Origin of the sequence: Neotamlana sargassicola (assembly GCF_020523965.1) — a bacterium.
GTDB lineage: Bacteria > Bacteroidota > Bacteroidia > Flavobacteriales > Flavobacteriaceae > Neotamlana > Neotamlana sargassicola.
The window spans coordinates 302201-326267 of record NZ_JAJAPX010000005.1 but is presented as its reverse complement, the minus strand read 5'-3'; the positions used below and the strand labels follow the sequence as shown (position 1 = coordinate 326267).

Here is a 24067-nt window from a genome sequence, read left to right as displayed (position 1 = left end):
CATGCACAAATTCGAAGTTTTTATAAATGAATAAAAGTGCTAATACAATTAATACTGCAGAAGTTGAAATAATTTCAACAGAATTAAACTGCCAAAATAATGATGGATTTTTAAAATAGCTAAAACCAACTATACATAACTCACAAACCAACAATAAAATAATCGCTTTTTTAACGTTTATGGATTTAAATAAGGTAAAATATAGATAGCTAAGAAAGATAAACTGGAAGATGAAATAAAAATGAGATAGAAAAAAATTTGAATTGGGTCTTAAATACCCAATACAATGACAACAAATTTCAATAACTGATAACGCAACTAAATAATAAATAAAAATGTTCGATACATTTTTTCTCGCTTTTTTATTATTTATAAAAATTATCGTATTAAAAATTAAAAAAAACAGCCCCATTAAACTTATTAAGAATCCAAGTAACATAACTTTAGGTTTTATTTTTATTAAGTTTTCTGCTTTTTCTTTTTGGCTGCGGGAAATAATACATTATTTAATATTAATCTATATCCTGGCGATGTTGGATGTAAATCTAACTCGGTTTTAGCATCGCCAACTTTATGCTGATAATCTTCAGGATCATGGCCACCGTAAAATGTAAAAAAGCCTTTGCCCTTTATACCGTGAATATACTTGGCTTCTCCGTTAACCTTGGTTTCACCCATGACTAAAACATTCGACTTAATTTCTTCTCTAGAAAAAGACGTGGTTTGCCCCATAAAACCTTTTACTAAAACCGTATGGTTTTGGCACAACATGGTTGGAATAGGATCCCATTTTGCCGAATATTCCATAAGTGTAAAATAATCGCTTGTTTTAGGAATTCTTCGCTTTTGAGTCATATCTATTGATGAAAACTCGTAGACCAATGGACTTCTTTCTAAAGTAAAATTAGTAAAAGCAAAAGTTTTATTATAATCTATTTTATTTTGATATCCAGGATCGCTTCCATCGCCATCAAACATCGGTTCGCAAATATCCACTCCTTCGGCCGACAATGCAATATCGAAACTATCGGTTGCACTGCACATTGCAAACATAAAACCGCCACCTACAACGTAATTTCTAATTTTTAAAGCTACAGCAAGCTTTTCGTCCGATACTTTTGCAAAACCAAAACGTCTGGCTCTGCTTTCTGCTGTTGTTTTTTCTTCTATATACCACGAAGCCGCCCTGTATTGTGCATAAAACTTTCCATATTGCCCAGTAAAATCTTCATGATGCAAATGCAACCAATCGAAAACCAATAAGCCATCATTTAAAACTTCTTCATCATAAACTGTTTCATAAGGTATTTCGGCATATTTTAAAACCATAGTCACCGCATCGTCCCAAGGCTGTTTACCATCGGGTGTATAAACAGCAATTTTAGGTGCTTTTTCTAATACAACAGCTTCCATATTTTTACTTGGGCTATTAATTTCCTGCAAAATATTTTCTGCTTTACTATTGGAAATAACTTCGAAACTTACGCCTCGTATTTTACATTCTCGTTGTATTTCTTCGGTGTCTGGTAATAAAAAAGAACCACCTCGATAATTTAATAACCACTTTACTTTTAGTTGCCTATTTAAAGTCCAGTAGGTTATACCATAAGCTTTTAAATGATTTTTTTGAGAATCGGCATCCATTGGTACAAGTATGTAAGATGCATACGTATTTAAGTAAAATAACAGGAACAAAATTATGGCTAAGGGCTTCTTCATTAAGTAAAAGTAACTAAAATTTAAGAGTTTTATTGTTTAACTTATAGCATATGGTAAAAGGGTGTTGTAATGCGGCTGGCATTCTTCCAATAATGGCAATAAGTATTCTGGAAATGCTTCAGTTTTCTTTTTATATTTTGAAAACCCTGTGCTTTTATGCACATTAGCATACCAATATTTCGCCCAAACTCCATCTTCTGGCCTCGCCCCCATGTTCCATTTCAGCATATTTTCATTAAAATCAATATTGGCTTTATTACAAAACGCTCGTAACACCTTTTCTGGGTTTTGTAATAGTTTTGTTGAATCGAGCACAATAGGCTCAATATCTTTCGATTTAAAATAAGAAATTAGTTCACTATGCTGTGCATAACCAATATCGTTAATAGTTGGATTTTCAATAACTTTTGCAAAAGAAGGAATCATCTCCTCTGGATTTCGAGTTAGAATAACATTAACTACATCCTTCATAAACTCCCGATCTAAATCTAACAAATGATGCGTCATATTTTTAAAGAATAATACAGGTTTACCTGCCTCGTTCATCATAAATTCTATCACTTTTTCACCGTCATTCTCCATAGACTTTAATATATCTTCCGATCCAGGATGGTATTCCTTGGCTTGTGTATTTTTTAAATAATATCCGTACAAAGGTTCATCGAAAACTTTGGTGTCTTCACGCTGTGCAAAAGCATACATTAATGCTGTAGAAATATTTCGTGGTCCAGACCACAAGCAAATTCTTGTTATATTTTTCATTCTAAGCGTTATTATTTACGTAATCTTCAATTAAGTTGTTATACAAAGTGCTTAGTTTTCTGGTAAAATCGCCATAAGGTTTTTGCCCAATAGTTCGTCCATCAATTTTAGTTACCGGTGTTAAACCGCCAAAAGTTCCGGTAACAAAGGCTTCATCGGCCCCGTAAACATCGAAAAGAGAAAAATCTTTTTGTTTGCAAACAATATTATTTTTTTCACAAGCTTCAATCACTTTTGCTCTGGTAATACCATTCATACAATAAGCTCCAGTGGAGGTCCAAACTTCATTATTTTTTATAATAAAAAAGTTAGTAGCGTTGCAGGTAGAAACAAAACCGTTTATATCTAGCATTAAAGCTTCGTCGGCACCAGCCTCAATAGCCTGCACGAGTGCTTGAACTTCGTGAAGTTTACTGTGGCAATTTAATCGAGGATCTAAATAATCGGGTGAGCCACGACGAATGGTACTTGTAAACAGGGTAATTCCTTTTTCTTTACTTTCGTTTGATGCTTTTTTGAATTCTGGCACAATAACCACATTTGGACCTGATATGGTTAATCTAGGATCTTGAGATGGTGTTTTTTTAATTCCTCGAGTAATCATGATGCGCACGTGCACATCATCATACATATTATTTAATTTTAAAACTTTCCAGACTTCGTCTTCAAGTTCTTTTTGGGTAAACGGAAATTGCATACCTACTGTTGCTGCAGCTTGCCATAATCGTTCAAAATGATCTTCTAAAAAAACCAAAACGCCATTATGCAAACGTAAGGCTTCCCAAATACCATCTCCAACTAAATAACCACTATCGAAAACTGAAATTTTAGCATCAGTTCTGGAGAAAAACTCGCCATTAATGTAAATTTTTATATCCTTATTCCGGATATCTTCTAAAGCATTATGAGTTCCATGAACCATAGAATTTTCTTTTTATTAAATTGAAAAAGAAAGGTAATAAAACTAGAAGATTTATACTAAGAAATTAAATCGGATATTTGTTTGGTGCTAGGAAATTGCTCGAAAATAATTTTGAGAAAAACAGTAATAGGAATGGCCATAATTAAACCTGGAATGCCCCATAAAAAGCCCCAAAACATAAGCATTATTAAAACAGTAATAACGTTTATTTTAAAAGATTTTCCCATAAATATAGGTTCTAAAATCGCTCCAAATAACACCTGAACTCCAGAAATAACTAAAATAAAGAAAAACAAGGTACTGGTTGGGTCGAGCTCTATAAATGCAAAAACCGACAACGATAAAACGGCAATAAACGAGCCTACCATTTGCACAAAATTAATAACAAACGCGAAAAGACCCCAGAAAATTGGGAAACTCACATCGAAAAAATAACAAGCCAACCCTGTGCCAACGCCTGTTAAAAAACTTACTAAAAACTTTACCTTTATAAAAGTATTTATCTCTTTTTGAATTTTACCATACGTTAACAACGATGTTCTTTTCTGTTTTAAAACCACCTTGTTTAAAACGTCGTGCATGTTAATTGATTCTGCTAACAATAAAACCACGAAAAAAACGGTCATTAAAACGCCTGTTAAAAACTTATTTAAAAAGCCAACGGTTGTTCCTATATTTTCCTTTTTTATGAATTGAGAAAGTATACTTTTATCTCTATCTATAACTAAACCAAACGAATTTTCTAAATACATAGCGGCTTGATTAAGCTTTACTTCGGCTTCTGTAAAAAATGTAGTATTGCTGGATAAAATTTGTTTACTAGAAAGTTTTATAAGCTCAATTCCTATAGCCAACCCGCCAGCAATTAATAAAAAAACGATAATTATACTTATTACTTTATGCACATTTCGTTTAGATAACCAACGCATAATTGGTAAAAATAACAAGGCAATAAACATGGCAAAAACCAATGGAATAAATATAAAAGAGAGTACTTTTAACAAGTAAAACACAATAGGAATTACGATTATTAAAAGTAAAATATTAGTGGTTTTACGCTCTTTTAGCATAGTTACTTTGAAAGATTAAATTTTAAGAAAGTAAGTTTCGGGGCTTAAAACGGAACTTCGTCGTCGTCTTGATCGTTTAGCGCACTTCCAAAAGCTTGGTCTGGTGTTGCACTAAAGTTACTTGCCGAAAAACCATCATCTGATCCTTCATTCATTTTAGAATGAAACTCGAAAGGCGAATCAAAATCATCCAAATTATCGAATTTACCTAAATGTCCTAAGAATTTTAATCGAATATTCTCTAAACCACCGTTACGGTGTTTTGCAATAATAAATTCGGCTTGTCCCTCGGTTGGCGAACGTTCTTCATCATCCCATTCATCAATTTTATAATATTCCGGACGATAAATAAAACTTACAATATCTGCATCTTGCTCAATGGCTCCAGATTCACGTAAATCGGAAAGTAAAGGGCGTTTACTACCGCCACGTGTTTCTACAGCACGTGATAACTGCGATAATGCAATTACTGGCACATTAAGTTCTTTTGCCAAGGCTTTAAGGTTTCGAGAAATCATGGAAATTTCTTGTTCACGGTTACCGCCATGACCACCACCTGCTGTCATTAACTGCAGGTAATCAATCATAATTAACTTAATATCGTGTTGCGATGCCAAACGGCGGGCTTTTGCACGTAAATCGAATATGGAAAGCGAAGGAGTATCATCAATAAATAGCGGTGCTTTTTCTAAACTCTTTACTTTAACATTAAGCTGCTCCCACTCGTGTTTTTCTAATTTACCGGTTCTTAATTTTTCTGAAGAAAGCCCTGTTTCACTCGATATTAAACGCGTAATTAACTGCACCGATGCCATCTCTAAAGAGAAAAATGCCACAGCCTGATTTTGATCGACAGCAATGTTTCTTGCCATAGATAAAGTTAAAGCTGTTTTACCCATACCAGGACGAGCCGCCACAATAATTAAATCGGATGGTTGCCAGCCAGAAGTTAATTTATCGAGTTTTGTAAACCCTGTTGGAATACCACTTAACCCTTCTTTATTCGATATTTCTTCAATTTTTTTCTTAGCCTGAATTACCAATTCTTGAGCCGTTTCACTCGACTTTTTAATGTTTCCTTGAGTAACTTCATAAAGTTTAGATTCGGCGGTATCGAGTAAATCAAAAACATCTTTAGTTTCGTCGTAAGCTTCTTCAATTATTTCACTCGAAATTTTAATTAAGCTACGCTGAATAAATTTTTGCAAAATAATACGAGCATGAAACTCAATATGTGCAGAAGAAGATACTTTTTGGGTTAAAGAAATAAGGTAAAAATCGCCGCCAGCAAGTTCTAGTTTTCCATTTTTCTTTAACTGCGATGAAACTGTTAATAAGTCAATTGGCTCGCTATTTTCGAATAACTGAAAAATAGCTTCAAATATATGTTTATGCGCTTCTTTGTAAAAAGCATCGGCACTTAAAATATCAATTACTTCATCAACGCCTTTTTTATCAATCATCATTGCCCCCAACACAACCTCTTCTAAATCAAGAGCTTGAGGCGGTATTTTCCCTTTCTCTAAGTTGATAATTGTGCTTTTATCAACTTTATATCCTTGTAACTGATTAGGTTGTTTCATAACTACGAAAGTAAGTAAAAAGAAGTGAAATTAGTTTAAAAAATAATTAGGATTGTTCACTAAAGGTTAACAATTTAACTGTTAATAACTTATAAAAATTGTGAATAAGTGAAAAAAAAATCTGAAGCTTATGTCTTCAGATTTTTTTTTTAAAATATGTAAATTTTTGTTCTAGTCTTTAAAAACGCCCATTTGCGAATACTTTTCCATACGCTGTGCTACCAAATCTTTAGTCGATAAGGTTTTTAAAGCTTCGTAGGTTTTAACAATTTTATTACTAACGGTAACAAATGTTTTTTCTCTATCTCTATGTGCTCCACCAACAGGTTCTTTAATAATTTCGTCTACAACTTTAATCTTTTTGGCATCGCTAGCCGTTAATTTTAAAGCTTCGGCAGCTTGCTCTTTATATTCCCAACTGCGCCATAAAATGGACGAACAGTTTTCTGGTGAAATTACAGAATACCAAGTGTTTTCTAACATAAGCACTTTATCTCCTACACCAATACCTAAGGCACCACCCGAGGCACCTTCGCCAATAATTACAGAAATAATTGGCACTTGAAGTCGAGTCATTTCAAGAATATTTCTTGCTATTGCCTCTCCTTGTCCGCGCTCCTCTGCTTCTAAACCTGGATACGCACCGGGAGTATCAATAAAAGTTACCACAGGAATACCAAATTTCTCGGCCGATTTCATTAATCGTAATGCCTTTCGATATCCTTCTGGGTTTGCCATACCAAAATTTCTATACTGTCTTGTTTTTGTATTGTAACCTTTTTGCTGGCCAATAAACATAAAACTTTGATCACCAATTTTACCTAAACCACCTACCATGGCTTTATCGTCCTTAATATTTCGATCACCATGTAATTCTAAAAAAGAATCGCCACAAATGGCCTTAATATAATCTAAAGTATAAGGTCTATTAGGATGACGCGATAATTGCACACGCTGCCAAGGTGTTAAGTTCTTATAAAGATCTTTTTTAGTTTCTGCTAGTTTTTTTTCTATTTGCGAACAAGTTTCGGTTACATCTACTTCGCTTTCTTCACCAATAATTTTACATTTATCTAATTGGTCTTCTAGTTCTTTTATTGGGAGTTCAAATTCTAAATATTCCATAAGAATTTATTAATGATTTTTTAAATTTTGGTTAGTGTACAAATATAAAAACTTTATGGCTTTTATTAGCTAAGTAAGTTTTGTTTTTCGCTTTCTTCTATATTTTATAACGGCATTTAACAGAATAACGCTTAAAATAACGCTAGCCCCTAAATAAAAGTTAGATGTCATTATTTCCTTTTCTGGGAATAATACTACAGCTAAAATTATACCATAAATTGGTTCTAAATTATAGGTTAGCACAACGGTATATGGGCTAATATCCTTCATTATATATACTGAAGCAATAAAAGCATAGGTAGTACAAACAGATGCTAGAATAAACAAATACAAAAAATCGGGTTTGCTTAAACTAAAAAATTGAAAAGAAAACCCTTCTTTGGAAATAAAAATATAGGCCGAAATAAATAGAATCCCGCTTAAAAACTCGTAAAAGGAAATTACTGTGGCCGAATGCTTTTTTAAAAAACTACCATTTAACACTGCAAATAACGATGACAAAAATGCTGAAAGTATGCCCAATATGATACCCTTTAAATATTTTAGTTCACTTTGAGTGATAATTACAATACCAAAAACCACAATTAATCCAAAAAGAATTTCGTACCAAATAATGCCTCGTTTGTAAATAATAGGTTCTATAAAAGATGCAAAAAATGCACCGGTAGAAAACATGGCTAAGGCAATAGAAATGTTAGCTTCATCGATAGCGCCAAAAAAAGTAATCCAGTGTAAAGCAATAATTACTCCAGCAAGCGCTAGCTTTAAAACAGACTTTAACTCAATTTTTAAACTTATTTTGGCAACTTTAATATAAAAAAGCATTAAAACTGATGCAAATACCATACGAAACCAAACTAATGGCACTGCAGTAATAGAAATTAGTTCACCGAGAATAGCTGTAAAACCAGCTATAAAAACTAATAGATGTAAATGTAAGTAGCTTTTTAAATTAGCGCTTGGCATTGTATAACAAATAAATAGCTAAGATGCTAAAAATAAAGTTTGGGAACCAAACAGCAATTATTGGCGAGAAATCAGACTGTTCTGCCATAACACCAAAAATTTTATCGAAAAACACAAAAACCATTGCGATACAAATACCTAAAGCTAGATTAACGCCCATACCACCACGTCGTTTTATTGACGATACAGCAACAGCGATTAAGGTTAAAATAAATACAGAAACTGGCAAACTCCATTTTCGATATAAAACCAGTTTAAAGCGCCCCACATTCGATGAACCTCTGGCCTCTTCTTTTGCAATAAATCGTTTTAAATCGCCATACATTTTAGTTTCGGCTGCGAAAATTTCTGGAATTAAATCGTCTACCTCGAAACTAAAAACCGTATCTTTTTTCTTTAAAATTTCAAGCTCATCATTAGTTTCTCCAATGGTTCGCTTAACATAATTGGTTAGTGTGTATGTAGAATCTGCTTCATTGTATATAATATTTGAAGCATACATTTTATATTTTAACTGGTCGTTTTCAAAATGCTCTAAAGTAAAATTAGAGCCTTTGTTACGTTTTACATCAAAATAACTAACATAAATAATGTCGTTATCGTTAATTTGTCTAAAAACATTGGTATTTTCTACAACACCTTTATTCCTTTTAAAATATTTGTAACTAAAATTATTAAAGCCTTCACTAGCCTTTGGTGCTAAAAACAAGCCTAAAATAATGGCCAAAAAACCAACTATAGTTGCCCCAATCATATACGGGCGTAAAAACCTATAAAAGGACACACCAGAACTTAAAAAGGCAATAACTTCGGTATTATTGGCAAGTTTTGAGGTAAACCAAATTACCGAAATAAATAAAAATAAAGGAAAAAGGATGTGCGCAAAATAAATGGTAAAGTCTAATAAATACAAAAGCACTTCGTTTAGTGGCACTTCGTTTTCAAGAATTTTACCAATTTTTTCGGCTAAATGCACTGTAATTCCAATAGGAATAAACAGCAACAACATCATAAAAAATGTAAGTAAATAACGCTTTAATATGTACCAGTCTAATATTTTCATTTGCTTTTAGCCTCTACAAAAATGCTAATTGTGTTAAAAACTATTATTTAATGATTTACAAATGATATTTATTTATAATCGTTTATCCATTTGTTTTACCATTTTGTCTTTCCATGATCTAAAATCTCCTGCTAATATATGTTTTCTAGCTTCGCGAACCAACCAAAGGTAAAATCCTAAATTGTGAATTGTTGCTATTTGCTTACCTAACAACTCGTTAACCGTAAATAAATGTCTTAAATAAGCTTTGCTATATTCGGTATCTACAAATGTTATACCCATTTCATCGATAGGCGAAAAATCTTCTGCCCATTTTAAATTTTTAATATTTATAGTTCCGTGTGCGGTAAACAACATACCATTTCTAGCATTTCTTGTTGGCATCACACAATCGAACATGTCTACACCTAACGCTATATTTTCTAAAATATTGATTGGTGTACCTACACCCATTAAATATCTTGGTTTATCATCTGGTAAAATACTACAAACTACATCGGTCATAGCATACATTTCTTCGGCAGGTTCTCCAACCGAAAGTCCGCCTATAGCGTTACCAACAGCTCCCGCGTTGGCAATGTATTCAGCCGATTGCTGTCTTAAATCTTTATAGGTACTCCCCTGTACTATTGGAAAAAATGCCTGATTATACCCATATTTTAATGGCGTTTTTTCAAGATGATTTATGCATCTATCTAACCACCTATGAGTCATATGCATAGAGCGTTTGGCATAATTATAATCGCAAGGATATGGCGTACACTCATCGAAAGCCATAATAATATCGGCGCCAATAGTTCGTTGAATTTCCATAACGTTTTCTGGTGTAAACGTATGGTAACTGCCGTCTATATGGCTTTTAAATTTCACACCTTCCTCCTTAATTTTCCGGTTCGCCGAAAGTGAATAAACTTGGTAACCTCCAGAATCGGTTAAAATATTACGATCCCAATTCATAAATTTATGAAGTCCTCCTGCTTTCTCAAGCACTTTAGTTTGCGGACGTAAATATAAATGATACGTATTACCCAAAATAATGTCTGGATTTATATCATTTTTTAATTCGCGCTGATGCACACCTTTAACAGTGGCTACAGTGCCAACAGGCATAAATATTGGAGTTTCTATAACTCCATGATCTAAAGTTATTTTACCAGCTCGGGCTTTGCTATTTGGGTCTTTTGCGTTTAATTCAAATTTCATCAGTTCCTTCTGTAAGGCTGCAAAGATAATCACTATAACAAAGAAATTAATTATTAAAACCTAATTTATTATAGTTAATGAAGATAAAACTTGACTAAATTTAAAACTATTTAATGAGTATCATTTAATTGAATATTATATTTTTAAACATAGAAAACTTTGTTAATTAAAGAACTTAGAAAATAATATTGGTTTGGCAACGTTTTTGATTGTACAAACAAAATCTTAAAAACGAACATTATGAACAATTCCAAAACAAATCAACATCTTGTAAATTTTAAAAATTTAATAAGCAAAAAACTCATTTTGACTTTAATTGCAGTTGTTAGTATTCCGGCATTAACTATTGCCCAAACAGCTAGTGGCTTTGGTATAAAAGGAGGAATTAACTACAGTGCAAATGGCGATTATTTTAACTCGGCTGCAGATTCGTACGAAAATCCAGAAAGAAATATTGGTTATCATTTTGGAATTTTTGGAAAAATGGGTACCAAAGTATTTTTTAGACCAGAATTGGTTTACACAAGTACGAAAAGTGATTATAGAGATAGCGAATTTAGCATGCAAAAACTAGATGCTCCTATTTTATTGGGTGCTAAAATAATTGGTCCTATTAGTGTTTTTGCAGGACCATCGTTACAATATATCTTAGATTCGGAATTTGATGATATTACCTTAGGAGAAATTGAAGAAGATTTCTCGGTTGGATTAAATTTTGGAATTGGATTAAATTTAAAAAAGATTGGAATTGATTTAAGATACGAACGTGGTTTTAACGATAACGAAGCAGAATTTATTCATAGCAACGTTACCACCGAAGATCGACTAGATACGCGTCCAGACCAATTAATTTTAAGTTTATCTATTATATTATAGAAACCTTTAATATACTATATAAAAAAACCATCTAGAAACCCTATTTGTCATTCTGAAATTAATTCGGAGTGCCATTTGTTAACTGGTTTCTAGATGGTTTTTTATTATTTTTACTCGTCCTCTAGAGTAGATAATGTATCGTCTGCATCGAGGTAATTTGGAATACCATTGCCGTTTGAATCGTCGTTAGTTGGGTCGCCATCTTCATTTATATCTTCATAAATGGTTGCAATACCGTCGCCATCATCATCAAAATCTACATAATCTGGTGTTCCGTCACCATCGGTATCATCATCATTAGCATTGGCTAAATCATCATAATCAATAGTAAATTCACCATCGCTTCCTGCAACGCCATCTACTGTAAAAATATCTTCTAAATACGATGGCACACCATCGCCATCGTGATCGTTTTCAAACGTTTTATATAATTCAAACTTAAAAATTAATGGCGAATAAGCCGAAACTCCGGTAATAGCACTCGCAAAATAAGCTAAACCAGAAGGCGCAAACATAACACCTGTACCATGGTTAAAATAATCGACAACACCATCTGGCTGCTCTACAAAACCTTCAGCTACTTTAAAACTCGGCAATACTTTTCTCCAAATTGGTATTAAACCAAAGGTGTTTATGCCATCGCCAATCATATCAAATTCAATAGGACTTACCGAACTATCGAACACCTCATCATAAAGATCCAAACCTTCATAACTTACCAATATATTATCGGAAAAATTAGGCGATTTTCCTTCGGCATAACCTTTATTTAAAACTAGAACGTAATATTCGTAATCAGTTTCAGAATAAACCACAGTTCTTGTTTCAACAGCATTAATTAATAATGAATCTGCATCACTCGATATAACCTCATCTGTAATTTCAGTAAATACTAAATCGGCGATTTTAGGGTTTGTATTGCCATCAAAATCACTTTTATTATAATAATGTGTACTTAAATAATCTACTAACGAATCCTTATCGTCTATTTGTTGCTCTGCTCTATCCCTAATTTCGATAGTTGTAGTTGTTGCGTCATCATCCTTTTTACAAGACACAAAACCAATAATTAATACTAAAATTAATAAAGTAACTTTTTCTAATCTCATTATTGCGTATTTTTGAAGCCGCAAGATACAATTTTAATACATTCTTGCACAATAACATTAACGTAGTTTTTATAATAAAAATATGCGAATTGATAAGTTTTTATGGTGTATACGGTATTACAAAACGCGAAGTTTAGCTACAACAGCTTGCAAAAAAGGACAAGTTAAAATTAATGGCGATTCGGTAAAACCAAGTCGTGAGGTTTATGCCCAAGATACTATTGAAGTGAGAAAAAATCAAATTAACTACAAACTTAAGGTTAACGATATTCCACCCAATAGAGTTGGCGCAAAACTTGTTGACATTTATAGAACGGATTTAACACCCAAAACTGAATTTGAGGCTCAAGAGCTGCTAAAATTCTCGAAAGATTATTATCGTAAAAAAGGTACCGGACGACCTACTAAAAAAGATAGGCGTGATATTGATGATTTTTATGATGAAAATGAGTAATTTTATAACTTAATTTTACAATTTACAATTATGACGGTGAAGAATAATGTTATACTTAATCATGAAGAAATAAATGATAAAATAAGACGCATTGCTTTTCAAATATATGAAACCAACGTTTACGAAACCGAGGTGGTTTTGGCTGGTATTGATAAAAACGGCTATATTTTTGCAAAAAAATTGAAAAGTATGCTTGAAAAAATTTCGAGTATAACGCCTATACTTTGTAAAGTTAGTATCGATAAAAAAAATCCGCTCACGGAGATAAAAACTTCGGTTTCGGCAGAAGATTACATGAACAAATCGGTTGTTTTGGTTGATGATGTTTTAAACTCAGGAACCACTTTAATTTATGGGGTTAAACATTTTTTAAATGTGCCTTTAAAACAATTTAAAACAGCAGTTTTAGTAAACAGAAATCATAAAAAATACCCTGTAAAAGCCGATTTTAAAGGTATTTCGTTGTCTACATCGCTACACGAGCACATTAATATTGTGCTAGAAGGTAAAACTTTTGAAGCTGTTTTAGAATAGCTTTGTAGTTATTTCTTTTACAATATCCTTTTTCGATTTATTATCGGTTGAAATAACAACTTCTGCCTGATTATAAAATGCAGAACGCTCAAATAAATGCTTGCCAATAAACTCGGTAAGCTCCTCCTCTGTTTCAAGATGTGCAATTAATGGTCGTTTGGCTTTCTTTTTTATTAGTTTTTTTACCAATGTTGGTAACGAAGCTCTTAAATATATACTTTTTGCATGTTCTGCATTTAAAATTACCTCCATATTATTACCAAAACATGGTGTACCACCTCCTAATGATAAAATAAACGACTCATTAGCGCTTAAAAGTTGCTTTAAATAATGCGTTTCTTGTTTTCTAAAATAGATTTCTCCTTTATTTTTAAAAATTTCTGTAACGGTTAATTGTTCCCTTTCTTCAATATAATCATCTAAATCTATTAAATCATAATTTAGCTTTTTAGCCAATTTTTTACCTATTGTAGACTTTCCAGAAGCCATATACCCAATTAAAATTATTATCATTTTTTGCCTTACAAATTGATTATTAAAAACATAGAATAAGCGGGTGCAAAAAAACGAAAAAAAATTTAAAAAAAGTATTGTTTAATTGAATAAAGGTTCTATATTTGCACCCGCAAACGCAACAATAAAAGCCTTGCAAGACCGGGTAGCTCAGTTGGTAGAGCATCTCCCTTTTAAGGAGAGGGTCCTGGGTTCGAGCCCCAGCCCGGTCACAAAAACCTTGTTAAATTAACAAGGTTTTTTTTTGCTTAAATTTATAATAAACGTTTATTTTAGCAAGACACAAATCGCGCACGTGGCGGAATTGGTAGACGCGCTGGCTTGAGGGGCCAGTGACCGTTTAGGTCGTGGAAGTTCGAGTCTTCTCGTGCGCACTTTATTTTATTACCGTCTAGTTGCTTTTTACTTTTTAGCCCTTTCCCTTTTAGCCAATAAGCATATATTTCACCTCCTTATCTGTCATAAAAAATATTACATCCCTTTTAAAATCAACCTTTTTCTTAATTAAGCTGTTCAATCTATTTGAAACCCACCTAATGTTTAATTAAAGACTAAAAACTAACAAAACCTTAAAACTTTCTTGAGGTAAACCCTCACACTTCTCTTTATTTTACTATTTTTAGTGCTGAAATAAACTAAAAACAAAAACATGAAAGTTGCATTAATTACGGGAATTACAGGGCAAGATGGTTCCTATTTAGCAGAGTTGTTGCTAGAAAAAGGTTACGTTGTACACGGTATAAAAAGAAGATCCTCATTATTTAATACAGACAGAATAGACCATTTATACCAAGACCCTCACGATCCTAACCAAAGATTAAAACTCCATTATGGAGATTTAACAGATTCTATGAATTTAACCAGAATTATTCAAGAATGTCAACCAGACGAAATTTATAATCTTGGGGCAATGTCTCATGTAAAAGTATCCTTTGATTCTCCAGAATACGTTGGAAATGTAGACGGTTTAGGAACCCTTCGAATTTTAGAAGCGATACGCATTTTAGGCTTAGAAAATAAAACTAGGATTTACCAAGCCTCAACCTCTGAGCTGTATGGTGGTTTACCTGAAAATAAAAATGAAAAAGGGTTTTATGATGAAAACTCTCCATTTTACCCACGTTCGCCTTATGGTGTTGCTAAAATATATGGTTTTTGGATTACCAAAAATTACCGAGAAGCCTACAACATGTTTGCTTGTAATGGTATTTTGTTTAACCATGAATCGCCACGTCGTGGAGAAACTTTTGTAACACGTAAAATTACACGAGCTGTTGCCAAAATAGCATTAGGATTACAAGAAAAGGTGTATTTAGGGAATTTAGAAGCAAAACGCGACTGGGGACATGCCAAAGATTATGTAAGAATGATGTGGATGATTCTTCAAGCCGATAAAGCCGAAGACTGGGTAATAGCCACAGGGGTAACTACAACTGTTCGCGACTTTGTGAGAATGGCTTTTTTGGAAGTAGGTATAGAATTAGAATTTAAAGGCGTTGGTGTAGATGAAAAAGCCTATGTAAAAGCTTGCAAGAACAAAGACTATCAATTAGAAATAGGAAAAGAAGTACTGTCTGTAGATCCTACATATTTTAGGCCAACAGAAGTTGATTTATTAATTGGAGACCCAAGTAAAGCTAAAGAGAAATTAGGCTGGGTTCCTGAATATGATTTAGAAGGATTGGTAAAAGACATGATGCAATCTGATATTAAACTAATGAAAAAGGATGTAGACTTACTAAAAGCAGGTCATAAAATATTAAAACAACTTGAATAAATAGTTTTAAAGCTTCAATTACATTCAATTTATTAATTAGTAAGTACATTTCATATGGAAAAAACTTCCAAAATTTACATTGCTGGTCACCGAGGACTGGTAGGCAGCGCCATTTTAAAAAACTTAAAAGCAAAAGGATATAGTAATTTTGTTACTAGAACACACAAGGAACTCGACTTAACCGATACAACTGCTGTTGCAACATTTTTTAAAACGGAAAAACCGGATTATGTTTTTCTAGCAGCAGCTAAGGTTGGAGGCATTGTTGCCAATAATATTTATAGAGCCGATTTTATTTACGAAAATTTAAGTATTCAAAACAATGTTATACATCAAAGCTATTTACATGATGTAAAAAAGCTTATGTTTTTAGGCAGCACTTGTATTTATCCTAAAAATTGTCCGCAACCCATGAAAGAAGACTATTTATTAACGGATACTTTGGAATACACGAACGAACCTTATGCCATAGCAAAAATTGCCGGTATAAAAATGTGTGAAAGTTATAATATTCAATATAACACCAATTTTATTTCTGTTATGCCTACCAATTTATATGGTCCGAACGATAATTTCGATTTAGAGAAATCGCACGTATTACCGGCGCTAATAAGAAAAACACATTTAGGTAAGGCGCTTCATAACAACGATTGGGAGACATTACGAAAAGATTTGAATAAAATGCCAATTGAAGGTATTAACGGAGCCTCCTCAGAATTAGAAATACTAAATATTTTAGAAAAATATGGAATCAAAAAAGAAAATGATTCTGTAAAAATAGAAGTGTGGGGAACCGGAAATCCAATGCGCGAATTTTTATGGAGTGAAGACATGGCAGATGCCTGTGTATTTTTAATGGAAAACAGAAACTTTAGCGATTGTTTCGATGCCGCTAACAAGGAAATACGAAATACGCACATTAATATTGGCACGGGAAAAGACATTAGTATAAAAGAATTAGCGACCCTAATAAAATTGATTATTGGATTTGACGGTGAGTTTTATTTTAACACCGAAAAGCCCGATGGCACTATGAAAAAACTAACCGATCCATCAAAACTTCATGGCTTAGGTTGGAGGCATAAAATAGAGCTTGAAGACGGAATTAAAACCGTTTATAATTGGTTTATTAATTAATTTAGCCTGAAACGTCATTAACATCTGTTAATTACTAGTATTTCCCCTACATTTAGCAATGTTAAATTTATAGTAAAATGCTATATAAAATGAGAAATTTCATTTTATATAGCATTTTTATTAATGACTATATAAAAATTTCGTTTTGAATAAAATTTCATCAATTATATCGGTTTTATCGTTACTTTTAACGATATAAAAATAAACATAAGTAGTTAACATATAGATAATTAGTTTTTTTTTAATTCAATTTCTCTCAATTAAAAAATTAAAAGGTAAAAAAAGGTTAATGTTGGAAATCCAAAATTTTAAAACAAACGTAAGTTTAATTAACCTTAAACAAAAAACGCTAAAAAATGCACTTTACCGAACTAAATATTTGTATTTCATCGAAAAAAACAAAACTTTTAACGATTTTATTTTTTTATTACATAATATTGCTACAGCGATTTTAAAAAACAAAAAAATAGAATTGTGAAGCATACCTACTTAAAACATAGCTTACTTTCTACATTTTTATTCTTTTTTGTAATGTGCCTTTCAAATTACACAAACGCACAAGACAAATTATATAGTATAAATGCCTCTGGAAACAATGTCGTTGTAGACGCGGGATCTATAAGCTATTCTGTTGGGCAAGTATTTTACAGTACTATGAATGACTCAGATTATTTATTCTATGAAGGTGTACAGCAAACCATTACCGCAATTAGTACGGCTAATGAAGATGTCGATATCATTTCTCCTGAAATAGATGTGCTTATCTATCCAAACCCCACAAAAGATTTCGTTACATTAAAATCTTCTGGGTTAGATTTTAATAAAGATAATTCCTACAGGGTTTTTAATTATCAAGGAAAACTAATTAATAAGAAGCCTATAGCCAACAACGAAACCCAAATAAATTTAAACTATCTAAGCACCGGTTTATACATAATTCAAGTTTTTGTTGACGAACAATTATGGAAAACCTTTAAAATTTTAAAACAATAGCACCATGAAATATACACTTTCTTTAATTCTGTTCTTGTCATTATCATTTACAGTTTTTGCCCAAACTCCAGAAAAAATGAGTTATCAAGCTATATTAAGAGCAAGTGATAACTCATTAGTTATTGATTCCAATGTTAATATAAAAATTATTATTCGCCAAAACACACCTACAGGAGAAATTATTTTTGAAGAAAACCACGATGCCTCAACAAATAGCGGTGGTCTAGTTTCATTAGAAATAGGTACAGGAAGCGCGGTTGTTGGCTCATTCAATACAATTCCTTGGGAAAATGGCGCTTATTTTGTAGAAACTCAAGCCGACATTAATGGCCTCGGAAATTACAATATTACGGGCGTAAGTCAATTATTAAGTGTTCCTTACGCATTACATGCAAAAACCGCCGAAAGTATAACCGGAACTTTAACTGCAGACCGCGCCGCTGTTATTCCTTTCACAGATTCTAGAACAATAACAACCGAAGATATAAATAATACGCTTGCTTGCACTAGAAACGCAACTTTTACCTTATCAGAAAACTTTTCTGAAATGTCAATAGGTGATACTATTAATTTAGAAGCACATAATGGTGCGACCCTAACAGTTACAGCTGCTTCTGGTGTATCGCTAAATTACACAGCTTCAGGTAATGCGGTATTTGTTAGCGAAGTAGGAAATGTTCGATTTGGTTTATTAAGAAAATCTGGTGAAAATGCATATATAATTTCAGGACAATAATGAAAAATTTAATAATATTCTTCTTACTACTGTCATCGACAGCTATATTTTCGCAAAATTATTTTTATGCGCTTGATAAAGCCAAAGAAACTGGATTAGATACAGAAGCCCCATCAAGTCCTATAAATCTAGTATCAAGTAATATTACAGAAAAATCTGCCAATTTAACTTGGTCGGCTGCTTCAGATAATGTTGCAGTAACCAATTACAATATTTACAACAACAATAACCTAATTGTTAGTACAAACAACACAACTCATAGTTTATCCGACTTAACACCTGGTATTACATACTCAATAACTGTTACTGCATTGGATGAAGCAGGAAATGAATCGGAACACAGCAATAGTGTAACATTCACCACCTCGGACAATAACGCGCCTACCGCCCCACAAAATTTAATTGCTAGTAATATCACAGAAAGTTCTGCTCAATTAACATGGAACGCTTCTACCGATAATGTTTCAGTACTTGGATACAATATATATAATGACGGCGAATTCATAGCTACTGTAAGAGGTGCTACAAATTATGCACTAGTTGAATTAAATCAAGGTACAGAATACAACATTACTGTGAGAGCCTACGACGAAGCCGGAAACGAATCTATCGAAAGTAATATTGCCACCTTCGTAACCTTAGATACCATAGCTCCTGCAGCACCGCTAAATTTAATAGCAAATAATATAACCGAAAACTCTGCCGATTTAACTTGGTCGGCTGCTTCAGATAACGTTGCGGTTATTGGTTATAACATCTATAATCAATTTAATCTCATACATGTTGTAGATAATATAACCTCGTTTACACTTACTAATTTAACAGAAAGCACAACTTATAATATTATAGTTCGAGCAATTGATGCCGCTGGCAACGAATCTGAAGATAGTAATCTTGAGATTTTTACAACAAATACGCCCGAAGACACACAAGCGCCAACGGCACCAAAAAATTTAATTGCAACAAATATTACAGAAACCACTGCCGAAATAACTTGGACAGCATCTACAGATAATGTAGCGGTAACTGGTTATAACATTTATAATAATGGCACCTTATTAACTTCTGTTGGAAATATTACTAATTATACTTTAACGGGATTAAATACAAGCTCAGTATACAATTTAACCATTACAGCTTTTGATGCTGCTGGAAATGAGTCGGCAGCAAGTAATAATGAAGACTTTACCACAGTAACACCAACAGATACAGAATCTCCTTCAGACCCAAGTAACCTTGTAGCTTTTAATGTTACCGAAACTACCGTAGATTTAACATGGACAGCATCAACCGATAATGTTGCTATTGAGGGCTATCTTATTTACAAAATAAATAATGGCGTATCTCTTTTACAAAATGTTGGTAATATTAATAATTTTACTCTAACAAATTTAACTGAAGGAACAGACTACAGTATTATTATACGCGCTTATGATAGCGCAGGAAACCAATCGGGAAATACAAATACGGTAAGTTTTACTACATTAACATCTGAAGACACGGAAGCACCTACCGCACCCCTAAATTTGGTTGCCAACAGTATTACTGAAACTAGCGCTATACTTTCTTGGACGGCCTCTACGGATAATATAGGCGTTACCGGCTATGACATTTATGTTAATGATTCGCTTTTTACCTCTGTTGGGGCGGTTACTAGCTATACGCTTACAGACCTTAGTCCTGAGACGAACTATACGGTGTATATACGTGCTTTTGATGTGGCCGGTAATACGTCTAACCCTAGTGTTTCTGAAATATTTAGCACTTTAACCGCTGTTGATACCGAAGCCCCTACCACCCCATTAAATTTGGTTGCCAGCAGTATTACTGAAACTAGCGCTACACTTTCATGGACGGCATCTACGGATAATATAGGCGTTACTGGCTATGAAATTTATATTAATGATACGCTTTTTACTTCTGTTGGCGCGGTTAGTAACTATACGCTTACAGGCCTTAGTCCTGAGACGGACTATACGGTATTTATCAGCGCTTTTGATGCGTCCAGTAATACGTCTAACGCTAGTGATTCTGAAATATTTAGCACTTTAAGCACAACAACCTATACTTCAACTCGTTTTATAATGATTGGCGATAGTTGGACGTACTCTATGTACACACCAAACGGAAATTTAGAATCGCAGGCTGTCGCGAGAATAAATGCGAGCTATCCAGACGAAACTGTTTCTGTTCATTGTGAAGGCATTCCAGGGCACACTATACCAAGTACAAAAAACAGAATAGATCATGTTTTAGCTAATTATGCTTACGATGCAACAATAGACACCTATTGCGTTGTAATGTTGGGGGTTAATGACACTAATAACAACAATCCTTTTAGTAATGTCACTCAAACTTATATCGATAATACTAAAGCTGATTTAGATTATATTTTAGATGCCATAGAAGCTAAAGGTTTTACTCCTGTTTTAATAGAATCACCTTTTATAGACATCGATGGTACAGCCTATGCAGATGAAAGTACTGGTACAAAACCTTGGAATGATAATATTATTATACCTACAATATTAGAACGCACACCAGAATTTGCTTATAGCGATGGGCAAAGCTTTTACCAACCTTATGTAATTATGTATAACGGATATCCAGACTATGAAAGTGGTGACGAATTACACCCTTCTGGAGCTGGTTACCTCGCTCTTAAAGAGGCTTTTGTCGATAGGGTTTGTAAATATATTTTTGAAGACATCGTGCCAGATAAATTAATTAAAGATACATCATCAAACCTGCCTGAGAATATGCCCGGTGAGGACGATTTCTTAAATGCTTACTTATATCCCGTTGAGGGTTCTAGCGTATCAGGCTTACAAAGCGCGATAGACACTCATGGTTCGGTTAGATTGGAAGCTGGAAATTACGGTCAAGGCGCAGGTACAATATACTTAGACAGCAATGATAAAATATACGGTATTGTAAATACAACATTAGTTCCATCTATTACTGTAGAGTCAGGTAGCAGCGGTATTTTATTAGATGGTATTAATTACGCCACTATTACCATAGAATCGGGCGCTTCTGTAAACAATAACACTTTTAAAAACCTTAGAGCGACAAGCATATATTTTGATGGTGCCATATTTGAAGAAAATAAAATAATAAATCTTAATGGCCGTCTTGATTGGGATTGTTCTGTTAGTGGTTATTTTAGAAATAATAACATCATTAAACACTGGCCTCATGGCGGTAGTCTACCTCAAATCGAATGGCACGGAAATTCAAGCACACCTAGCTACAGTAATTTGCAAATGTGGGTTAATCATTTAACTCCCGCTGGCGATTCTGGAAATTATTATAATGTAGAAGATATAACAATAGTAGGCTTAGATGCCGAGGGTTGGAATTTAACAGACCAAGGTGATAATGCTATGACTTTTGTTACTGGTTCTGATAAAGTTGTTCTTACCGATATAAACGGAAGTAATGGGTATAGCGAAGGTCAAACCCCTGTTTTTGATATTCAATCCGATAATCTTACTATACTCAAGAATAACATGGCTGCTTTTGGCGGTAATGATACCATACAAGCAAACACTAATGCTTATTTAATTAATAATAGAACGGACTACACAAAACTGGGAAGTGGGTTTGATATATTAGCACATGACAATGACCGTAAATTATACTACAATGGTTCGTTACAAAGCTCAACAATAACAGATGCTACTATAAAATCTAATTTTATAGATATTATAAAAAATACAGAATTAACACCAATAGACCGACCTAATTTACCTAATATACCTAACCCGACAGGTGCTTCGTGGGCTACAGATAGAAACGGTCAAACAGATAGCACAAGTTATATACAAGGTTTAATTGATGCTAACGGTATTGCTAATTTACCTGAAGGTATTTATTACATAAGCTCAACATTAAATTTAGATAATGAAGAAGGTATTATAGGTTCTGGAACAGGTAAAACTGCTATTGTAGGATTAACAGATGATTTCCCATTAATAAGTTTTAAAGACAATGCTACAAATAAAAAAATACACTTACGAAGTTTGACTTTACAAGGTGGTGAAACTGGTGTTTACATAGCTCCTTTAGTTGAAGGAACTGGCTTTATGGTTACGAGTATGGTTTGGCAAGATGTTGTATTTAGAAACCAAACCAACGGCATACATTTGTATCGTTTCTTTGGTTTGGATAATAATTTATTTGAAAATGTAAATTTTATTGACTGTACTAGAGGTTTATATCAAGAAAGAAATCCAGCATCTAGTACTACTCAAAGCGACATTATGTACATAGACAAGACTGTTTTTTATAATTGTCAAATTATTAATTGTGATGTAGGTTTCAGTATGTCCGCAGGTAGACCTAATAACTTAAACGCTTGGGTAAATTGTGAATTTGATGGTAATGGTGTTGCAGTAGATATGTATTTAAACAATGCGCCTGTTTTTATAAATTGCGATTTTACTAATCATACTGGAAGTGCCGTTATTACACAACAAAGCCCAAGTAGTTTTTATTCTTGCAATTTTAGCAATAATAATACAACTACCGTTTTTGATATTTTAAAAGTTTATGCAGAGGGATGTAATTTCAACGATAATATACCTTTAATGCAAGACGATGTTAACCCTATTGAAATTTACATAATGAATAGTACAATAACAGGTGATTTAGGTACTGTTGATAATGGTGTGTTAAGTAATACGACAATGAGTTCGGTAAGCTCGTTAAATAAACTTTTAGTAAATATAGAAAGTGGAGTACCAACTGTTATTATAGATGAAACACCTGATCCGTACCCACAATTTTTAGTTACACGACAATAAGTTTTTAGTTCTTATTGTTTTGTTATTTGTTTCATTTAGTATAAGCGTCACGATGTGTAAAACTACATTGTTTTTTTTACGTTCGACTATTTTAAAAACAGCTTTATTTTAAATATTTTATGATACTGATTTACCAAGCTCTTTTTTGCTTATTAACATTCGTTTTACAATATTGTTTTTTCCAGTGTCTAGTGCCATAATCGCTACAATATCTATATCCATTGCGTCTTATTTCTCCCATCAAATACCAAGATTAAGGCGTTCCACCGAAATGAATTATTTTAGATTCTAGGTTCATCCAATCTTTTGTTTCTGACCTTCACATTACATTTTATTTCTTATTTAGTAAAGCAAAATCTTCATTTGTCATGATTTATAATACCGTTTGATCGTTAGATTTTAGATCTAATGGATATTTTACAATTAAAGCTTTTACTTTGACGTCTATATTTCATATTCTAATTTGTTTTAAATTAAACAATTTTGCCCCTGAAATAAGGCAAGCCTTTGTATTCTTCCAGTTTAATTTATCCAGAAAAAATCTTTTATCCAAGGTATATGCAATGTTAGACTCGTATAATGCTCCTAAAATTTTCCTATAAAAGTTAAAATCCTTTAACTCCAGTAAATCTAAAAGGACAAGCAGGCCTCCATCTAAATATAGCGCTCAGCCTTCGTTATTCAGGAATTAATAGAACTTCATGAGGTATAATTCGC

General features: G+C 33.0%; 19 protein-coding genes and 2 tRNA genes. 10 read left to right on the top strand and 11 right to left on the bottom strand.

The genetic code is table 11. From position 1 onward, the window contains the following. Positions 1-459: 459 nt before the first annotated feature. The 9 genes from LG651_RS13365 to tgt all read right to left on the bottom strand — a co-directional run bounded on the left by LG651_RS13365 (position 460) and on the right by tgt (position 10413). Entirely contained in the window at positions 460-1644 is a 1185-nt protein-coding gene (locus tag LG651_RS13365; protein WP_394371672.1) for an asparagine synthetase B, read from the bottom strand. A gap of 111 nt (positions 1645-1755) precedes the next feature. Beyond that, entirely contained in the window at positions 1756-2481 is a 726-nt protein-coding gene (locus tag LG651_RS13360) for a sulfotransferase-like domain-containing protein (RefSeq protein ID WP_226696619.1), read from the bottom strand. 1 nt (position 2482) lies between these two features. Next, entirely contained in the window at positions 2483-3403 is a 921-nt protein-coding gene (locus LG651_RS13355) for an aminotransferase class IV (RefSeq protein ID WP_226696618.1), read from the bottom strand. Positions 3404-3459: 56 nt separating this feature from the next. After that, complete coding sequence (locus LG651_RS13350; protein WP_226696617.1) at positions 3460-4473, bottom strand: AI-2E family transporter; 1014 nt, start codon at positions 4471-4473, stop codon at positions 3460-3462. Positions 4474-4517: 44 nt separating this feature from the next. Beyond that, positions 4518-6056: a replicative DNA helicase gene (dnaB, locus tag LG651_RS13345; protein WP_226696616.1), complete on the bottom strand. Its 1539-nt coding sequence runs from the start codon at positions 6054-6056 to the stop codon at positions 4518-4520. 171 nt (positions 6057-6227) lie between these two features. Further along, a complete protein-coding gene (locus LG651_RS13340) occupies positions 6228-7181 on the bottom strand; it encodes an acetyl-CoA carboxylase carboxyltransferase subunit alpha (protein WP_226696615.1) in 954 nt (317 codons plus the stop codon). A gap of 69 nt (positions 7182-7250) precedes the next feature. After that, positions 7251-8147, bottom strand: a complete 897-nt coding sequence (locus LG651_RS13335) for a DMT family transporter (RefSeq protein ID WP_226696614.1) — start codon at positions 8145-8147, stop codon at positions 7251-7253. Further along, entirely contained in the window at positions 8134-9210 is a 1077-nt protein-coding gene (locus LG651_RS13330) for an LptF/LptG family permease (protein ID WP_226696613.1), read from the bottom strand. Before LG651_RS13330 ends, LG651_RS13335 begins: the two co-directional genes overlap by 14 nt. 72 nt (positions 9211-9282) lie before the next feature. Further along, complete coding sequence (gene tgt, locus LG651_RS13325) at positions 9283-10413, bottom strand: tRNA guanosine(34) transglycosylase Tgt (RefSeq protein WP_226696612.1); 1131 nt, start codon at positions 10411-10413, stop codon at positions 9283-9285. A 240-nt stretch (positions 10414-10653) separates the two neighbouring features. Here tgt and LG651_RS13320 point away from each other — a divergent pair, with 240 nt between their 5' ends. Next, positions 10654-11289, top strand: coding sequence for an outer membrane beta-barrel protein (locus LG651_RS13320; RefSeq protein WP_226696611.1), 636 nt, complete (start codon positions 10654-10656; stop codon positions 11287-11289). 110 nt (positions 11290-11399) lie between these two features. On the opposite strand, the gene LG651_RS13315 is transcribed toward LG651_RS13320, so the two are convergent. After that, positions 11400-12398 carry an FKBP-type peptidyl-prolyl cis-trans isomerase gene (locus LG651_RS13315; RefSeq protein WP_226696610.1) on the bottom strand — a complete coding sequence of 333 codons (999 nt, stop codon included), beginning with the start codon at positions 12396-12398 and terminating at the stop codon, positions 11400-11402. Positions 12399-12480: 82 nt separating this feature from the next. On the opposite strand from LG651_RS13315, the gene LG651_RS13310 reads away from it, so the two are divergent. Together LG651_RS13310 and LG651_RS13305 are read left to right on the top strand one after the other, a co-directional pair. Continuing rightward, positions 12481-12852: an RNA-binding S4 domain-containing protein gene (locus tag LG651_RS13310; protein ID WP_226696609.1), complete on the top strand. Its 372-nt coding sequence runs from the start codon at positions 12481-12483 to the stop codon at positions 12850-12852. A 30-nt stretch (positions 12853-12882) separates the two neighbouring features. Beyond that, positions 12883-13386 carry a phosphoribosyltransferase domain-containing protein gene (locus LG651_RS13305; RefSeq protein ID WP_226696608.1) on the top strand — a complete coding sequence of 168 codons (504 nt, stop codon included), beginning with the start codon at positions 12883-12885 and terminating at the stop codon, positions 13384-13386. On the opposite strand, the gene LG651_RS13300 is transcribed toward LG651_RS13305, so the two are convergent. Next, positions 13378-13899 (bottom strand): shikimate kinase, encoded by a 522-nt coding sequence (locus LG651_RS13300; protein WP_226696607.1) that lies wholly within the window; start codon positions 13897-13899, stop codon positions 13378-13380. The two genes, LG651_RS13305 and LG651_RS13300, sit on opposite strands and share 9 nt — an antisense overlap. A 139-nt stretch (positions 13900-14038) precedes the next feature. Here LG651_RS13300 and LG651_RS13295 point away from each other — a divergent pair. The 7 genes from LG651_RS13295 (at position 14039) to LG651_RS13265 (ending at position 23350) form a co-directional block, all read left to right on the top strand. Beyond that, a tRNA-Lys gene (locus tag LG651_RS13295) sits at positions 14039-14111 on the top strand. A 77-nt stretch (positions 14112-14188) separates the two neighbouring features. Further along, positions 14189-14273 (top strand) — tRNA-Leu (locus tag LG651_RS13290). 275 nt (positions 14274-14548) lie between these two features. Further along, a complete protein-coding gene (gene gmd / locus LG651_RS13285) occupies positions 14549-15676 on the top strand; it encodes a GDP-mannose 4,6-dehydratase (protein ID WP_226696606.1) in 1128 nt (375 codons plus the stop codon). A gap of 54 nt (positions 15677-15730) precedes the next feature. Continuing rightward, positions 15731-16813, top strand: coding sequence for a GDP-L-fucose synthase family protein (locus LG651_RS13280; RefSeq protein ID WP_226696605.1), 1083 nt, complete (start codon positions 15731-15733; stop codon positions 16811-16813). Positions 16814-17287: 474 nt separating this feature from the next. Next, a complete protein-coding gene (locus tag LG651_RS13275; protein ID WP_226696604.1) occupies positions 17288-17806 on the top strand; it encodes a T9SS type A sorting domain-containing protein in 519 nt (172 codons plus the stop codon). 4 nt (positions 17807-17810) lie between these two features. Then, positions 17811-18542: a hypothetical protein gene (locus LG651_RS13270; RefSeq protein WP_226696603.1), complete on the top strand. Its 732-nt coding sequence runs from the start codon at positions 17811-17813 to the stop codon at positions 18540-18542. After that, positions 18542-23350, top strand: a complete 4809-nt coding sequence (locus LG651_RS13265; RefSeq protein ID WP_226696602.1) for a fibronectin type III domain-containing protein — start codon at positions 18542-18544, stop codon at positions 23348-23350. The genes LG651_RS13270 and LG651_RS13265 overlap by 1 nt, the downstream gene beginning before the upstream one ends. Positions 23351-24067 lie beyond the last annotated feature (717 nt).

Coding starts and splice junctions, on each gene's coding strand:
- LG651_RS13365 (WP_394371672.1), bottom strand. CDS start 1,644: ATGGATGCCGATTCTCAAAAAAATCATTTAAAAGCTTATGGTATAACC.
- LG651_RS13360 (WP_226696619.1), bottom strand. CDS start 2,481: ATGAAAAATATAACAAGAATTTGCTTGTGGTCTGGACCACGAAATATT.
- LG651_RS13355 (WP_226696618.1), bottom strand. CDS start 3,403: ATGGTTCATGGAACTCATAATGCTTTAGAAGATATCCGGAATAAGGAT.
- LG651_RS13350 (WP_226696617.1), bottom strand. CDS start 4,473: ATGCTAAAAGAGCGTAAAACCACTAATATTTTACTTTTAATAATCGTA.
- dnaB (WP_226696616.1), bottom strand. CDS start 6,056: ATGAAACAACCTAATCAGTTACAAGGATATAAAGTTGATAAAAGCACA.
- LG651_RS13340 (WP_226696615.1), bottom strand. CDS start 7,181: ATGGAATATTTAGAATTTGAACTCCCAATAAAAGAACTAGAAGACCAA.
- LG651_RS13335 (WP_226696614.1), bottom strand. CDS start 8,147: ATGCCAAGCGCTAATTTAAAAAGCTACTTACATTTACATCTATTAGTT.
- LG651_RS13330 (WP_226696613.1), bottom strand. CDS start 9,210: ATGAAAATATTAGACTGGTACATATTAAAGCGTTATTTACTTACATTT.
- tgt (WP_226696612.1), bottom strand. CDS start 10,413: ATGAAATTTGAATTAAACGCAAAAGACCCAAATAGCAAAGCCCGAGCT.
- LG651_RS13320 (WP_226696611.1), top strand. CDS start 10,654: ATGAACAATTCCAAAACAAATCAACATCTTGTAAATTTTAAAAATTTA.
- LG651_RS13315 (WP_226696610.1), bottom strand. CDS start 12,398: ATGAGATTAGAAAAAGTTACTTTATTAATTTTAGTATTAATTATTGGT.
- LG651_RS13310 (WP_226696609.1), top strand. CDS start 12,481: ATGCGAATTGATAAGTTTTTATGGTGTATACGGTATTACAAAACGCGA.
- LG651_RS13305 (WP_226696608.1), top strand. CDS start 12,883: ATGACGGTGAAGAATAATGTTATACTTAATCATGAAGAAATAAATGAT.
- LG651_RS13300 (WP_226696607.1), bottom strand. CDS start 13,899: ATGATAATAATTTTAATTGGGTATATGGCTTCTGGAAAGTCTACAATA.
- gmd (WP_226696606.1), top strand. CDS start 14,549: ATGAAAGTTGCATTAATTACGGGAATTACAGGGCAAGATGGTTCCTAT.
- LG651_RS13280 (WP_226696605.1), top strand. CDS start 15,731: ATGGAAAAAACTTCCAAAATTTACATTGCTGGTCACCGAGGACTGGTA.
- LG651_RS13270 (WP_226696603.1), top strand. CDS start 17,811: ATGAAATATACACTTTCTTTAATTCTGTTCTTGTCATTATCATTTACA.
- LG651_RS13265 (WP_226696602.1), top strand. CDS start 18,542: ATGAAAAATTTAATAATATTCTTCTTACTACTGTCATCGACAGCTATA.